Source organism: Sulfitobacter donghicola DSW-25 = KCTC 12864 = JCM 14565 (genome assembly GCF_000622405.1).
Lineage (GTDB): Bacteria > Pseudomonadota > Alphaproteobacteria > Rhodobacterales > Rhodobacteraceae > Sulfitobacter > Sulfitobacter donghicola.
On sequence record NZ_JASF01000005.1, the window covers coordinates 2862768 to 2877357 of the forward strand.

Sequence of the window (14590 nt, forward strand, 5' to 3'; positions counted from 1 at the left end):
GTCGGGGCAAGCCGCCAGTGAAGGCCGCCTACATCGAAAAGGAGGTGCCGCAGCCGCAGGAGGAGGTGGCGTTGGGGTTTTCGATGACAAACCGCGCGCCGATCAGCTCTTCGGTGAAATCAATCACCGCATTGGCCAGAAAGGGCAGGGAGACGCTATCCACGACCACGGTTTCACCGCCGCCTTCCAGCAGCAGGTCGTCTTCTTTTGGCTCGTCCAAGGCGATCTCATACTGAAAACCAGAACACCCGCCGCCTTCAACGGCGACGCGCAGGGCTTTTCCATCTGTCGCCGCGCCGATTTCATTCAGGCGGGCAAAGGCGCGTTCGGTCACTTTTGGTGGCAAGTTCATAGGGGCGCTCCGCTGGGTGTGTTTTCATCATCGTTAAAGCGTAATATAGAACGGTTAAAGCGGGGTACAAGCACCGCGTTACAGGAGAGTAGCCCCATGCGTGCATCCTACGCCTCTGATCCCGACCTTGCACGAGGACGGCGTGTTCCCGAAGACGAAAGCAGCTTTCGTTCGTGTTTTCAACGGGATCGTGATCGGATCATCCACGCCAGCGCCTTTCGGCGGCTCAAACACAAGACCCAAGTGTTTGTTGAGCATGAGGGCGATTATTACCGCACGCGCCTGACCCATTCGATCGAAGTTGCCCAAGTTGCGCGCACCATCGCTGGGGCCTTGCAGTTGAATGGCGAACTGACAGAGGCAGTCGCGCTGGCCCATGATCTGGGCCATCCGCCCTTTGGCCACACGGGCGAGGACGCATTGCATGTCTTGATGGCGCCCTACGGTGGTTTTGACCACAACGCACAAGCGATCAAGATCGTGACCTCGCTGGAAAACCACTATGCGGGTTTTGACGGGCTGAACCTCACGTGGGAGACACTGGAGGGGATTGCAAAACACAACGGTCCCGTGACAGGCGATCTGCCCCATGCCTTGGCGGATTATAACGCGCTCTTTGATCTAGAGCTGAACACCCACGCCAGCGCCGAGGCGCAGGTTGCGGCCCTGTCCGATGATATCGCCTATAATAACCACGATCTGCATGACGGGCTGCGCGCAGGGCTGTTCAGCGAAGATGACATTGCCAAGCTGCCCTTGGTGGGTGACGCATATCGCGAGGTAGACGCGCTTCACCCCGATCTGGATGCCTATCGCCGCCGCCACGAGGCATTGCGGCGGGTGTTTGGCGTGATGGTGTCCGACGTGATCGAAACATCGCGTGAGCTGCTGGAAAACTCTGGCGCGCAGTCGGTCGAGGATATCCGCCACCTTGGCCGCCCCGTGATCCAGTTTTCCCAAGGGATGTGGGACAGCCTGCAAGAAATCCGCCATTTCCTGTTTACCCAGATGTACCGCGCCCCAGAGGTGATGAAAATCCGCGCCGAGGTAACGGGTGTTGTCGAATATCTGTTCCCGCTGTTTCTGGAACAGCCCCAGCTAATGCCCGCCGATTGGGCGAAAACTATTGCCCAAGCAGGGACAGACCGTACAATGTTGGCGCGGATCGTTTCGGATTACATCGCTGGAATGACGGATCGCTTTGCGCTGCAAGAATACCAGCGCCTAAGTGGCGGAGCGCCGCTGCAAGATGTGGCGCTGAAGGATAGAGGATAGATTATGTTGGATTCTGAAGCGGTTAAAAGCAAACGCGCAACCGGTGTTTTGCAGGGGCAACGTATTCTGGTTTTGGGAGCGTGTTGCGGGTTTGGGCGCAGCATCTCGCGCGCTTTGGGTGCGTCTGGGGCGCAGGTTGTGGCCTCTGACACAAATGCAAAAGGGCTGAATACGCTAAAAGCCGTTGTCCCGCTGCCCCTAAAGGGCGAGCCGAAAGACGCCCTGCGCCGTATTGGCCGTGCTTGGGGTGAAACGCGGCTGGACGCGGTTTTGAACCTGATGCCCTTGCGCCATCCCGAACAGATAGACCTGAATTTGGCAGTTCTTCAAAGCCTCGTACAAGGGTTCATGCCAGCCTTATCTGCCCGTGACGGCCAGATCATCAGCGTTGTTGCGCGCCCCGATCAGGCGCTTGAGGTGGCCTCGGGGGCGATGGCGCCTGCACTTAGCTCTGCTCAGGCGGCATTTGCCGATACGCTGAAACGCGACGGGTTGTCCCTGAATATGGTCACTGTCGGGGAGGGTGCAGTTAAACCTGCGCATACGGCCGTTGTTGGTCTTTTGGCCAAAACGCTGGGGCCTTTGACGGGGGCAGAGCTACGCCTGTGATTGACGCGACACGCCCAAGTGTTAAATGAAGGCCAACTTACACCCTGAGAGCATATTATGAACCTATTCGCCGATATCCGTACCCTTGTTCTAAGCGCGCTTGACGCGATGGTTGCAGCGGGTGATTTGCCATCAGGCCTCAGCACAAACAACGTCACAGTCGAACCGCCACGTGACGCGGGCCATGGCGATATGGCAACCAATGCTGCGATGGTGCTGGCAAAACCTGCTGGCATGAAGCCCCGCGATATCGCTGAAAAACTGGCGGCCTTGCTGGCCGAAGATCCGCGCGTTACCTCTGCCGAAGTCGCCGGACCAGGGTTTTTGAACATCCGTTTGGCTGCCCCCGTTTGGCAGGGCGTTGCAAAAGACGTGTTGGAGCGCGGCACCGATTATGGTCGGGGTGATTTGGGCGCTGGAAAATCCGTGAACGTCGAATATGTCTCGGCAAACCCGACAGGGCCTTTGCATGTTGGCCACACCCGTGGCGCGGTGTTTGGCGATGCTTTGGCGTCTTTGCTGGCCTTTGCGGGCTGGGACGTGACCCGTGAATACGTCATCAACGATGGCGGCGGACAGATCGACGCCTTGGCGCGCTCGGTTTTCTTGCGCTATCAAGAGGCCCACGGCCAAGAGGTTGCCTTTCCTGACGGCACATACCCAGGCGATTATCTAAAACCCGTTGGCGAAAAGCTGAAGGCGCAGGTAGGGGCCGAGTATCTGGACCAACCCGAAAGCGTTTGGCTGGACCCGATCCGCAACTTTGCCACGGATGAGATGATGGACCTGATCCGCGATGATCTGGCGCTGCTTGGCGTTAAGATGGATCGCTTTTTCTCTGAGAAATCTCTGTACAATACAGGCAAGATCGAAGCCTGCCTGCAAAAGCTTGACGATATGGGCCTGATTTATAACGGCACGCTTGAGCCGCCAAAAGGCAAGCTGCCTGATGATTATGAGGCGCGCGAGCAAACCCTGTTCAAATCCACCGAGTTTGGCGATGACCAAGACCGCGCAATCAAAAAACATGATGGCGCGTGGACCTATTTTGCGCCCGATATCGCCTATCACTATGACAAGGTCGAACGCGGCTATGACGCGCTGATCAACGTTTTCGGCGCGGATCACGGCGGCTATGTCAAGCGGATGAAAGCTGCCGTTCATGCGTTGTCGGGTGGCAAAGTGCCGCTGGATATCAAGCTGACGCAACTGGTTAAGCTGTTCAAAAACGGTGATGAATTCAAGATGTCCAAACGGGCGGGGAACTTTGTCACCCTGCGCGATCTGATCGACGAAGTCGGCAGTGACGTAACCCGTTTTGTGATGTTGACGCGCAAGAATGACGCGCCGCTGGACTTTGATTTTGACAAGGTGATGGAGCAAAGCCGCGAGAACCCTGTGTTCTACGTTCAATACGCCCACGCGCGTGTTGCCTCCGTCATGCGCAAAGCAGAGGCCGCTGGTATCGACGTAAGCGAAGATGCGCTGAAAGCCGCTGATCTGAGCAAGTTGGACCACGCAGCCGAGCTGGCATTGCTGCGCAAAGTGGCAGAATGGCCGCGTCTGGTTGAAACGGCTGCGCGCAGCAATGAACCCCACCGCGTTGCCTTCTATCTCTATGAATTGGCGGGCGATTTGCATGGCTTCTGGAATCTCGGTAACGCCGAAGTAGGCCTGCGGTTCATCCAAGAGGACGATCCTGCAACATCCCAAGCGAAAATCGCGCTTGCCCGCGCCGTAGCGATTGTAATTGCGGCTGGCTTGGGTATCCTTGGTGTAACTCCTGCCGAAGAGATGCGCTAAGCGTCCAAAAGGCGGGTCGCAGTAAAAAGTTCGGATCTGCGCGGCAATGTATCGCGCGGACAGAGAGGCAACGATGGCAGAATACACACAAACCCCTCAGGGGGGCTTTGCGACGCATCAGCATCCGGAATACGCCGTGGCGTCTTCTGGGAGTTTGGGCAAATTCACTAATATCGCAGGGGCGGCTGTTTCGCTGGCTCTTGTGATCGGTGTTGGGATTTGGGGCTATAAATTGTTGGTCCGCGACGTCAGCGGTATCCCGGTGGTGCGTGCTGCATCTGGTGAAATGCGCGTGCGCCCCGAAGAGCCGGGCGGCCAGTTGGCCCAGCATCAGGGGCTGTCCGTAAACACGATCGCCGCAATCGGCACATCAGATGGCCGCGCTGACGAGCTTCACCTTGCGCCTCAGTCGACCGATCTGGCCGACGAAGACCAGCCCATGCCGCAGCTGGAAGAAACCGCTGCAATCATTGCGCCACAACCTCAAACGCCGCAACCTCAACCGCTGCAAGATCAAGCTCAGCTTGAGGCCCCCGCGGCAGAGGATATTGCAACCGCCCTTGAAACGGGTTCCGTCGAAAGCCTTGTGGCGCAGTTGACCGATGGGATCGCGCCATTGGAAGCCTTAGAGGAAGAGGCGGTGCCGGTTTTGGCCTCGGTGGCAAGCGAAGATGTGCCCGCATTGTTAACGGGCGAAGGTGTTCAGGTATCCTTGCGGCCAACGTTACGCCCAAAACGCCGGGTGGCAGAAACCGTAGCTGCGGCTGTGGCCGCGACACCTGTTGCAGCTAGCGGTCTGGAGGTAGACGCAAGCAGCCTGCCCGCAGGGACCCGCCTTGTGCAGCTCGGCGCATTTGACAGCCCCGAGATCGCCCGCGCCCAATGGGGCAAGCTGAACGCGCGCTTTGCGCCGTTTATGGAAGGCAAAAAGCGTGTTGTCATGAAAGCCAAATCAGGCGGCAGAACCTTCTATCGCCTCCGCGCGCAAGGGTTTGAAGATATCGGCGATGCACGCCGTTTCTGCTCTGCACTCGTTGCGGAAAGTGTTGATTGTATTCCAGTGGTTACAAGGTAAAGCTGAGATGAAAAAATTTGGTGCGACGATCCTTGGTGCCGAAGGCCACCGCCTGACAGCCGAGGAAAAAGCCCTGTTTCGCGATGCGAACCCTTTTGGTTTCATCCTCTTTGCCCGCAACATCGATACCCCTGACCAGATCCGCGCCCTTTGCGACGATCTGCGCGAGGCCGTTGGGCGCAACGCTCCGATTACGATTGATCAGGAAGGCGGGCGTGTTCAGCGCTTGCGCGGCCCGATCTGGCGCGAATGGCTGCCGCCGATGGACTTTGTTCAGGCGGCTGGTGAAAACGCAGCCGAGGCGATGTACCTTCGCTTTCGCCTCATCGCGCATGAGCTTTACGCCCTTGGCATCGACAGCAACTGTGCGCCGATGGTCGATGTGCCACGCGCTGAAACGCATGAGTTCTTGTATAACCGCTGTTATGGCAACACCGCGCAGCAGATCGCGCTGATGGGGCAGGCGGCGAATGACGGGATGCTTGCGGGGGGCGTTTTGCCTGTCATCAAACATATTCCGGGTCATGGCCGCGCCACGGCTGACAGCCACTTTGAATTGCCCATCGTCAATGTCGCGCGCGACGAGCTAGATCGCGTGGATTTTGCCCCGTTCAAAGCGTTGCGCGACACCCCAATGGGGATGACCGCGCATTTGGTCTATGAGGCGATTGATAACTGCGCAGCGACCCTGTCCAAACCGATGATGGACGTGATCCGCAATGACATCGGCTTTGATAACCTGATCATGACGGATGATATCTCGATGAAGGCGCTTTCGGGATCGTTGAGCGACCTGAGCAAGGGCGCGCTTGCGGCGGGGTGTGATGTGATCTTGCACTGCAACGGCGTTCTGGCCGAAAGCACCGAGGTCACCCAAGCCGCGGGCGAGATGTCTGATGCAGCGCAAAAGCGCGCATTGCGGGCGCTTAGCTATCGCCAGACCCCCGATGATATTGACATTTCCGCCCTCGATGCGCAGCTTAAAGCGCTTGTGGGCGAGGGTGTGCATGGCTGAGAGCCTTTTTGAGGAAGACAGTACAACAGTAGCAGAGCGGCTAGCAGCCGAGGCGCTGATTGTGGACGTTGACGGCTTTGAAGGGCCGCTCGACCTGTTGCTGACGCTGAGCCGCACCCAAAAGGTTGATCTGCGAAAAGTCTCCGTGCTGCAATTGGCGCGGCAATATCTGGCCTTTGTGGAAAAGGCCAAGGCGCTGCGGCTGGAACTGGCGGCGGATTATCTGGTGATGGCGGCGTGGCTGGCGTTTTTGAAATCACGGCTGTTGCTGCCCCCTGATCCCACCGAGGAAGGGCCGACAGGCGAAGAACTGGCCGCGCATTTGGCGTTTCAGTTGGAACGCCTTGCCGCGATGCGTGATGTGGCCGCACGGCTGATGGCGCGTGACCAGTTGGGCCGCGACTTTTTCGCGCGGGGGCAAACGCAGATGGTCGAACGCGTCCGCAGCGTGACCTATACGGCGACCTTGTTGGATTTGATGCAGGGCTATGCCCGCATCCGCACCCGCGATGAATTCCGCCCCTTTGTGATGGACCGCGAAAAGGTCTTTACCATGGAAGAAGCGCTGGAGCGCATGCGCGGCTTGATGGGGTTTGTGGGAGAGTGGGGCGACCTGATGAGCTATCTGCCCGAAGGCTGGGAAAGCGATCCGGTTAAACGCCGCTCGGCGACGGCGGCGACCTTTGCCGCCTCTCTTGAGCTTGTGAAAGAGGGCCATATGGAAATCCGCCAAAGCGAAACATTTGCGCCCATCCAGTTGCGTAAGAAAGATTAAGATCATGTCAGATAATATTGAAGTAGAAGAAGAAAGCCTGTTCGAAGCCCCGCCAATGGCCGAACAGGAACGCATGATCGAAGCCGTCCTTTTCGCCAGCGCCGAACCCGTCACCCTCAAAGAGATGGAGGCGCGTATGCCCCATGGGTGCGACGCCGCCGAGGCGATGGTCTATGTGCGCCGCCGCTATGAGGGGCGCGGTGTGCAAGTGATGAAGATTGGCGATGCCTATGCGCTGCGTACGGCTGCCGATCTGGGGTATCTGATGCAAAAAGAAACGGTTGAGGTGCGCAAGCTCAGCCGCGCTGCGATCGAAACGCTGGCGATCATCGCCTATCACCAGCCTGTCACCCGCGCCGAGATTGAGGAAATCCGCGGCGTCTCGGTGTCTCGTGGCACTGTTGATCAGCTGTTGGAACTGGAATGGATCCGCTTTGGCCGCCGTAAAATGACGCCTGGCCGTCCAGTGACCTTTGTGGTGACCGAAGGGTTCCTTGATCACTTTGGCCTTGAGAATGCCCGCGATCTACCGGGGCTCAAGGAACTGCGATCCGCTGGTCTGCTCGAAAACCGCCCGCCGATGGGCATGATGCCTCAGGTCGGCGAAGGCGAGGACGAGCCAGAAAGCACCGAAGGTCAAAGCGAATTGTTCGAAGATTGATCCTCAAAAATGCCGCAATTGTCGCTATATTGGCGACAAAGACAAAACCGAGGAGAGCGAGATGAACCAGATCATCAACATGATCATGCGTATAGTTATGCGAAAACTGCTCAACAAAGGCATCGATGCAGGATTTAACAAAGCCGCGTCACTGCGCAGCGGGCGCAGTCAGCCCCAGCCACAGGGCGAGATCGACGACTACGGCAATCCGGTACAGCGCGGCCCTAGCCAGCAAGAGGTGCGCGCAGCGCGCCGCGCCAAGCGGCAAAGCAACGGGCAGGCGGCTCAGCAAACGAAACAGGCCATGAAAATGGCGCGTCGCGTCACCAAATTCTAAAAAACGGGCCTTGGGGTGGGTCGGAAAAGGCGCTTTAGGGCGCCTTAAAGTGTTTGGACAGCTTCAGGCCTTGGCCTTGATAGTTAGACGCGATCCCAGCACCATACAGCTGCGTTGGCGCGTCGATCATGTGCTCATAGACCAACCGCCCCACAACTTGCCCATGTTCCAGCACAAATGGCGCCTCATGGCAGCGCACCTCTAGCACGCCGCGCGATCCCGCACCGCCCGCAGCGTCATGGCCAAAGCCGGGATCAAAGAAGCCAGCGTAATGCACGCGGAACTCTCCGACCATCGCCAAATAGGGCGCCATTTCGGCCGCGTATTGCGGTGGAATGGTCACAGCTTCGCGGCTGACAAGGATGTAAAATGCACCGGGATCAAGGATGATCTGCCCATTGGAGGTGTGGACCTCTTCCCAATATTCTGCCGGATCGTAATGGCCGATTTTATCCAGATCGATCACCCCAGTATGGGGTTTGGCGCGGTAGCCAACCAAAGTGGTGCCCGCAAGCTTTAGATCAACGGAAAAGCCCAAACCCTCGTCGATCACGGCCTCACCGTCTACCAAAGGCACCTCGGCATGCAGCGCGCGCAGGGCCTCATCGCTGAGCCCAGCATCCCCCGTGCCAAAACGGATTTGGTTCAGGCGCATTCCGGGGCGGACCAGAACGGAAAAGGAGCGGGGGCAGATTTCGGCGTAGAGCGGGCCGTGGTAGCCCGCACCAATACGGTCAAATTCGGTACCGCCATCGGTGATGGTGCGCGTCAGCAGGTCCAGCCGCCCTGTCGAGCTTTTGGCGTTGGCAACTGCGCTGATATCTTCGGGCAGCGCCAGCGATTCCATCAAGGGAACCACGTAAACCGCGCCTTTCTCTAGAACCGCACCATCGGTGAGGTCCACGCGGTGCATCTCGAACTCTTCGAGGCGCTCAGCCACCTTTGCCCCGTGTCCAGCAAGGAACGAGGCACGCACACGGTAAGCAACAGTGCCAAGGCGCAGATCAAGGCTGGCAGGCTGAATTTGCGCCGCATCTACTGCTGGTGTCGCTGTGATCTCGCCCTTGGCGATCATCTGTTCTAGCTGCTGGTTCGGGATCACACCGGGCATGTCTGCTCCTTTTGGGTGGCAGTCTGAATATGTACAAAACGCCCGCACCTGAAAGGATGCGAGCGTTTTATGTATGTCGTGGTCGGGCTAGCAGGACTCGAACCTGCGACCTTCCGTCCCCCAGACGGACGCGCTACCAGGCTGCGCCATAGCCCGACATGGGGCTGTTCATACCGCATAAATACAGCGGTGCAAGAGGCAAATGCACTCAGGAGAGGGCGGCACCGAAATTTGACTATGCTCCAGTGCGCCGCGCGGCCATCCGGTCACGTACCGCCGCGAGCTGGTCAAGCAAAGGCTGGATTTTCTCGGCTGTTGCTTTGTCCAGCTTGCGGGTGCGGTAAGCCATCGCCAAAGCAGCGGCCTGCGCGTGGATTTCGCTTTCAGGTGTCACATCTGGCATCCCGATATCGCGCGGTTTCGGGGCTGGCGGTGCCTCTGGTTCTTCTGGTGCTTGGGCGGCTTGTGGCTCTTCCTCTGCTGGCGCATCTGCAATGGCTGGCTCTTGTGCCACATCAGCTTCTGGGGCTTCGGGCTGTGGCTGTTGAGGGGCCTCGTCCACCGATGGGGAATCCATGCTGGGTCGGCGCATGAATGAGGGCAGGGGCGCCTGACCCTCTTCTCTTGCCTCGGGTTCAGGTGCCGCCTCGGCTGGGGGTTCTGCTTCCGTTGCAGGCGCTGGTCCAGCGACGGGTTCAGCTTCTACTACAGGCTCTGGTTCCGCTACGGGTGTTGCTTCCACTACAGGTGCTGGCCCTGCTGAGGGTTCCGCTTCCGCTACAGGCGCTGGTTCCGCTGCAGGTGTTGCTTCCACTACAGGTGCTGGCTCAGCTGCGGGCTCTGCTTCCACTACAGGCTCTGGCTCAGCTGCGGGCGCTGCTTCTACTTCAGGCACGGCCTCCGCTACGGGTTCCATCGCCGCAGGCGGTTGCGTTGATGCTTCCTCTACCGCCGCCAAAGGCGCTACGTCTTCTGGCTGCTCATCAGAGGTTTTGTCCGCGACAGCCTCGCTTGCTGGGGCTTCTACAGCGGATGGCGTTTGTTCTATCGCTGCCGTTTCGGTTTTAACCTGTTCGGCTTTTGGCTTTGGCTCCAGATCAAATGGAAGCCCTGGTTCTTCCGGATCATCCACAGGTTCGGATGCAGGCGCGATCGGCTTTTCTTCAGCAGGTACTGCGCTTGCTGGTTCTGGGGGAGCAGCCGCTGTTTCAACAGGGGCTTCAATGGATTGCTCAGGCTGAGGAGTGGCCTCGGCCTCTGTAGCTTCTGGTTCCTCCTTCGTCGTAACTGTTTCTGTCACAACGGGGGCTGCCGTCGCCTCAGGGGCGGTTTGGGGCTCTTGCTGCGCTTCTGCGGCCTCTACAGGGGCAGGCGTTTCTGTCGCTGGCGCGGCCTCTTGCGGCGCTTCGGCAGAGGGCGTTTCCTCGGGGGGGTGTTCAACCGATAGGTCATCAGATTCTGACGCCGCCGCAGCTTCGCTTGTGTCGGGTTCTTGCTTCACGGCGATGTCTTCACCTTCCGACGCCTCGGTCATTTCATCTTCAACTTTGGCTTCTTCTTTGATTGGGGCGTCTTCGGCTGGTTCTTCTTTGACGGGTTCTTCGTTGGTTGGGGCTTCGGGCTGGGCCGCGAGGGGTTCCTCTACCTTTTTCTCAGCAGCTGCTGGCGCCTCAGAGGTTTTGGGGGCCTCAGAGGTTTTGGGCGGCTCAAAGGGCAATACAACGGCTTCTTCTGGCTCTGGCGCGGGGGCAGGGATCGGGGCTGGGCTCGCTGCGAGGCCTTCTTCCAGCTCGTCATCATCCAAGGGCAAAGACATCGCTGAAACGTGGTTCATGCCTTCTTCGCGCAGCAGCTTTTGAACGCCTTTGATGGTTAGCCCATCATCATGCAGCAGTTTTTTAATACCGCCCAGCAAAAGCATATCTGCCGGACGGTAATAGCGGCGCCCACCGGCGCGCTTGATCGGTTTAACTTGGGTAAATTTGCTTTCCCAAAACCTGAGGACATGCGCCTGAATGCCAAGCCAGTCAGCGACTTCTGAGATCGTGCGGAATGCGTCAGGCGATTTGGACATGCCTTAGGACTTGTTGCCGTCTGCGACGCGATCCTTCATCAGATGTGAAGGGCGGAAGGTCAAAACGCGGCGCGGGTTGATTGGCACTTCTTCGCCGGTCTTCGGGTTGCGGCCGATGCGGGCGGATTTGTCTCTGACAGAAAAGGTGCCAAAAGAAGAAATCTTGACCTGTTCACCACGGACAAGAGCATCTGACATTTCGTCCAAAACGGTTTCAACCAGTTGTGCACTTTCATTCCGAGACAAGCCAACCTCGCGGAAAACGGCTTCACTTAAATCCATGCGGGTCAGTGTGTTGCTGGTCATATTTTTTCTCCCTGTTTTTCAAAACATTGGCCAGATTGGCGGTCTAAGTCAACATCTTCGCTGTTTTTGAATGTGTGACTTTTATTTATTGGCCTACCAGCGCAAAACGACGGCGCCCCATGCCAGGCCGCCCCCGATCGCTTCGGTGACCAAAAGGTCGCCCTTTTTGATCTGTCCGCGTTCAACGCCAACAGATAGGGCAAGCGGGATCGAGGCCGCAGAGGTATTGCCGTGATCTTGTACGGTCACCACGACATTTTCCATCGGCAGGCCCAGCTTTTTCGCGGTGCCCTGAATGATGCGGATGTTCGCCTGATGCGGAACGATCCAGTCAACGTCGGCTGGATTTACCTTGGCTTTTTCCATCGCTGTGGTTGCTGTTTTGCTTAGCTTTTCAACGGCGTGGCGGAATACCTGATTGCCTTGCATGCGCAGATAGCCGGTTGTCCCTGTTGAGCTGCCACCGTCAACATAAAGAAGCTCGCGGAAGGAGCCGTCAGAGTTCAGATCGGTGGACAGGATGCCGCGATCGGCGGATGTGCCTTCGCCTTCTTCAGCTTCCAGCAAAACTGCGCCAGCGCCATCACCAAACAGCACACATGTGCCACGGTCGGTCCAATCCATGATCCGGCTAAAGGTTTCGGCGCCAATCACCAGAACGCGCCGTGCCTGCCCCGAGACGATCAGCGCGTTGGCATTTGAAAGGGCAAAGATGAAACCGGCACAAACGGCTTGAATATCAAAGGCAAAGCCCGATTTCATGCCAAGCTGTTCTTGGACCATCGTCGCTGACGACGGAAAGGTCAGATCAGCCGTAGAGGTGGCTAAAACAATTGCGTCAACATCATCGGGCGTCAGGCCTGCCATCTCGATTGCCGATTTGGCTGCCGCAGTCGCCATGGAGGATGTTGTTTCACCTTCACCTGCGAAATGCCGCCGTTCGATCCCCGAGCGCGCGCGAATCCATTCGTCGTTTGTGTCCAAGGTCTCCTCGAACTCGGCGTTTTCAACGACACGGGTGGGCAGATAGTGGCCAACCCCTTTTACTACGGCACGCAATGTCATTCGGTGGTCGTCTCCTCAGTCGGTAATGAAGCAGCGACACGGGCGGCTAATTTATCGTTGAAACCGTTTTCAGACAACTGGGCTGCCAGTTTGATCGCGGCTGAAATACCTGTGGCATCAGCAGAGCCGTGGGATTTTACGACAGTGCCATTCAGCCCCAAAAACACACCGCCATTCACGCGGCGCGGATCGATTTTCTTTTGCAGGCGCATCAAGGATGTATAGGCCAACAAAGATGACAGGCGCGACAGGGGCGAATATTTGAACGCTTCGCGCAGGCGCTGGCCAATCAGGCTGGCTGTGCCTTCGCCGGTTTTGATGGCAACGTTACCTGTGAAACCATCGGTGACGATAACGTCGGCCATATTGCCGGAAATATCCCCGCCTTCGACGAATCCGACAAACTCATAGGCCGCATCGGATTGGTGATCCCGAATCAGATCATAGGCTTCTTTCAGCTCGGAACGGCCTTTATGCTCTTCGGTGCCGACGTTCAGCAGCCCGACTCGGGGGCATTTGAGGTCAAGACCGTTGCGCGCATAGGACATGCCCATCAGCGCAAAACGTAACAAATCATCCGCATCAGCACGAATGTCTGCGCCGACATCCAGCATTACGTTAAAGCCGCTGGCGTTGGAGGAGGGGTATAGCACCGCAATGGCAGGGCGATTCACACCTGGCAGCTTGCGCAGGCGGATCATCGACAAAGCCATCAAGGCGCCCGTGTTGCCACAGGATACGGCAACGCTGGCTTCGCCAGAACGCACGGCTTCGATGGCCGACCACATAGAGGTATCTTTGCCGCTGCGAACAACCTGACTGGGCTTGTCTTCCATCGTCACAACACCAGTCGCATTGCGTATGGTGGTGCGCTCTTTCAGGTCCGCATGTTTATTGACCAAAGCGTGCAATTCCGCCTCAGGGCCATGTAAAACAAAGGAAATGTCGGGATTTGCTCGCGCGGATTTAAGGCAACCGGCAACTACTGCTGCCGGTCCCAGATCACCCCCCATCGCATCAATCGAGATGAGGGTGCGGGCGTTCGCGGTTTGGTGATCGGTCGGGGCCGTCATTTAGTGCGAATGCCTTTAGTTGTTATTGCTCGGGCGCAGCTTACGCCGCGTCGTCTTCGAGATCAATCTCGTCGACCTGTGCGATAACTTCTTTATCGTCATAGTGGCCACAAGCTGAGCAAATGTGGTGTGGGCGCTTCAGCTCACCGCAGTTCGGGCACTCGTTCGGGTTCGCTGCAGACAGCGAATCGTGTGAGCGGCGGTTGTTGCGACGCGACTTGGATACTTTATTCTGCTGGACAGCCATATCTGGTGCCTTTGTGTTCGGGGCCGAGTGTTACGCATCGGGCGCAACGGGCCGTGTTTCTGATCTATCCCATACGGGCGTGTGGTGCGTTTAGGCAAGTGCCGCTCGCTTGTCCAACCCTATTTCACAGGAGGCCTGCAAAATACGGTCGATTTCTTTCTTTGCAAGGCGGATTTACGCCTTATTGTAGAAAATCGGCCGTGTTATTCGCCGTCGTCATTGCTCAATTGCTCTTTTAGGGCAGCAAGACCAGCAAAGGGGCGGGCTTCTTCGTCGCTCATCGGTGTCTTGCCAGGTTCTGTTACGCGCACGGTTTCGGCGGCGGCCCCTTCTTTTCGCGGATATTCGGGAACGGCGAGGGCGAGGGATTCTTCCATGACGATGGCTGGATCAATCCAGATACCCAAAGGTTCTATACTGTCATCTTCGGGCATTTCGATTTCTGGCGCGTCGGTTTCCGAGTAATCCTGCACAAAAATACGAACCACTTCTGTGTCGATCCTTGTGGTCACTGGCTCTAACGTCACAACACAGGGTTGGATCACTGTCGCGCCCAGCCGCGCCTTTAGCTGCCAATCTGCATTGCCTTGGGGTTTCAATTGCCCTGTAAACGATAGTTTACGCAGCCCATCCACCCCTAATGCCGCGGCAAGGTCGCTAAGTTCAGCTGCTTCGGGGCGCAGGGAAAATTCGGTTGGCCCTGTTTGAGAAAGAGTGGAGACACGCAAACTTGTGCCGGTAGGAGGGGTCGCTGACATGTCTTGGTGCTTTCGTTTCTTGAACCATGGGCGGTAATTAGTGTAAGCGGGATA

The 14590-nt window shown here is 57.5% G+C and carries 16 protein-coding genes and 1 tRNA gene; 8 read left to right on the top strand and 9 right to left on the bottom strand.

Features of this window, described 5'->3' with window-relative positions; genetic code table 11:
• Positions 1-28 precede the first annotated feature (28 nt).
• Positions 29-352: a HesB/IscA family protein gene (locus Z948_RS0115200; RefSeq protein ID WP_025060416.1), complete on the bottom strand. Its 324-nt coding sequence runs from the start codon at positions 350-352 to the stop codon at positions 29-31.
• A 96-nt stretch (positions 353-448) separates the two neighbouring features.
• On the opposite strand from Z948_RS0115200, the gene Z948_RS0115205 reads away from it, so the two are divergent.
• The 8 genes from Z948_RS0115205 (at position 449) to Z948_RS0115240 (ending at position 7902) form a co-directional block, all read left to right on the top strand.
• Positions 449-1627 carry a deoxyguanosinetriphosphate triphosphohydrolase gene (locus Z948_RS0115205; RefSeq protein WP_025060417.1) on the top strand — a complete coding sequence of 393 codons (1179 nt, stop codon included), beginning with the start codon at positions 449-451 and terminating at the stop codon, positions 1625-1627.
• Positions 1628-1630: 3 nt separating this feature from the next.
• Positions 1631-2236, top strand: a complete 606-nt coding sequence (locus Z948_RS0115210; RefSeq protein ID WP_025060418.1) for an SDR family oxidoreductase — start codon at positions 1631-1633, stop codon at positions 2234-2236.
• Between the two features lie 57 nt (positions 2237-2293).
• Positions 2294-4039 (top strand): arginine--tRNA ligase, encoded by a 1746-nt coding sequence (argS, locus tag Z948_RS0115215; RefSeq protein WP_025060419.1) that lies wholly within the window; start codon positions 2294-2296, stop codon positions 4037-4039.
• A 73-nt stretch (positions 4040-4112) separates the two neighbouring features.
• Complete coding sequence (locus tag Z948_RS0115220) at positions 4113-5114, top strand: SPOR domain-containing protein (protein ID WP_037952045.1); 1002 nt, start codon at positions 4113-4115, stop codon at positions 5112-5114.
• Between the two features lie 7 nt (positions 5115-5121).
• Positions 5122-6129 carry a beta-N-acetylhexosaminidase gene (gene nagZ / locus Z948_RS0115225; RefSeq protein ID WP_025060421.1) on the top strand — a complete coding sequence of 336 codons (1008 nt, stop codon included), beginning with the start codon at positions 5122-5124 and terminating at the stop codon, positions 6127-6129.
• Positions 6122-6904: a segregation and condensation protein A gene (locus tag Z948_RS0115230; RefSeq protein ID WP_025060422.1), complete on the top strand. Its 783-nt coding sequence runs from the start codon at positions 6122-6124 to the stop codon at positions 6902-6904. The genes nagZ and Z948_RS0115230 overlap by 8 nt, the downstream gene beginning before the upstream one ends.
• Positions 6905-6908: 4 nt before the next feature.
• Entirely contained in the window at positions 6909-7565 is a 657-nt protein-coding gene (scpB, locus tag Z948_RS0115235; protein ID WP_025060423.1) for an SMC-Scp complex subunit ScpB, read from the top strand.
• 61 nt (positions 7566-7626) lie between these two features.
• On the top strand, positions 7627-7902 hold the full coding sequence (locus Z948_RS0115240) for a hypothetical protein (RefSeq protein WP_025060424.1): 276 nt from the start codon (positions 7627-7629) through the stop codon (positions 7900-7902).
• A 34-nt stretch (positions 7903-7936) separates the two neighbouring features.
• On the opposite strand, the gene Z948_RS0115245 is transcribed toward Z948_RS0115240, so the two are convergent.
• The 8 genes from Z948_RS0115245 to Z948_RS0115280 all read right to left on the bottom strand — a co-directional run bounded on the left by Z948_RS0115245 (position 7937) and on the right by Z948_RS0115280 (position 14536).
• Positions 7937-9013: a 2'-deoxycytidine 5'-triphosphate deaminase gene (locus Z948_RS0115245; RefSeq protein ID WP_025060425.1), complete on the bottom strand. Its 1077-nt coding sequence runs from the start codon at positions 9011-9013 to the stop codon at positions 7937-7939.
• A gap of 79 nt (positions 9014-9092) precedes the next feature.
• Positions 9093-9169: transfer RNA gene (locus Z948_RS0115250), tRNA-Pro, on the bottom strand.
• A gap of 79 nt (positions 9170-9248) precedes the next feature.
• On the bottom strand, positions 9249-11087 hold the full coding sequence (locus Z948_RS19235; RefSeq protein ID WP_025060426.1) for a MerR family transcriptional regulator: 1839 nt from the start codon (positions 11085-11087) through the stop codon (positions 9249-9251).
• Between the two features lie 3 nt (positions 11088-11090).
• On the bottom strand, positions 11091-11393 hold the full coding sequence (gene ihfA, locus Z948_RS0115260; RefSeq protein ID WP_025060427.1) for an integration host factor subunit alpha: 303 nt from the start codon (positions 11391-11393) through the stop codon (positions 11091-11093).
• Positions 11394-11486: 93 nt separating this feature from the next.
• A complete protein-coding gene (locus Z948_RS0115265; RefSeq protein WP_025060428.1) occupies positions 11487-12458 on the bottom strand; it encodes a beta-ketoacyl-ACP synthase III in 972 nt (323 codons plus the stop codon).
• Complete coding sequence (gene plsX, locus Z948_RS0115270) at positions 12455-13531, bottom strand: phosphate acyltransferase PlsX (protein WP_025060429.1); 1077 nt, start codon at positions 13529-13531, stop codon at positions 12455-12457. Before plsX ends, Z948_RS0115265 begins: the two co-directional genes overlap by 4 nt.
• A gap of 40 nt (positions 13532-13571) precedes the next feature.
• The gene (gene rpmF / locus Z948_RS0115275; protein WP_025060430.1) at positions 13572-13778 is read right to left on the bottom strand and encodes a 50S ribosomal protein L32; all 207 of its coding nucleotides are present in this window, start codon (positions 13776-13778) and stop codon (positions 13572-13574) included.
• Between the two features lie 203 nt (positions 13779-13981).
• A complete protein-coding gene (locus Z948_RS0115280) occupies positions 13982-14536 on the bottom strand; it encodes a YceD family protein (protein ID WP_025060431.1) in 555 nt (184 codons plus the stop codon).
• Between the last annotated feature and the right edge of the window lie 54 nt (positions 14537-14590).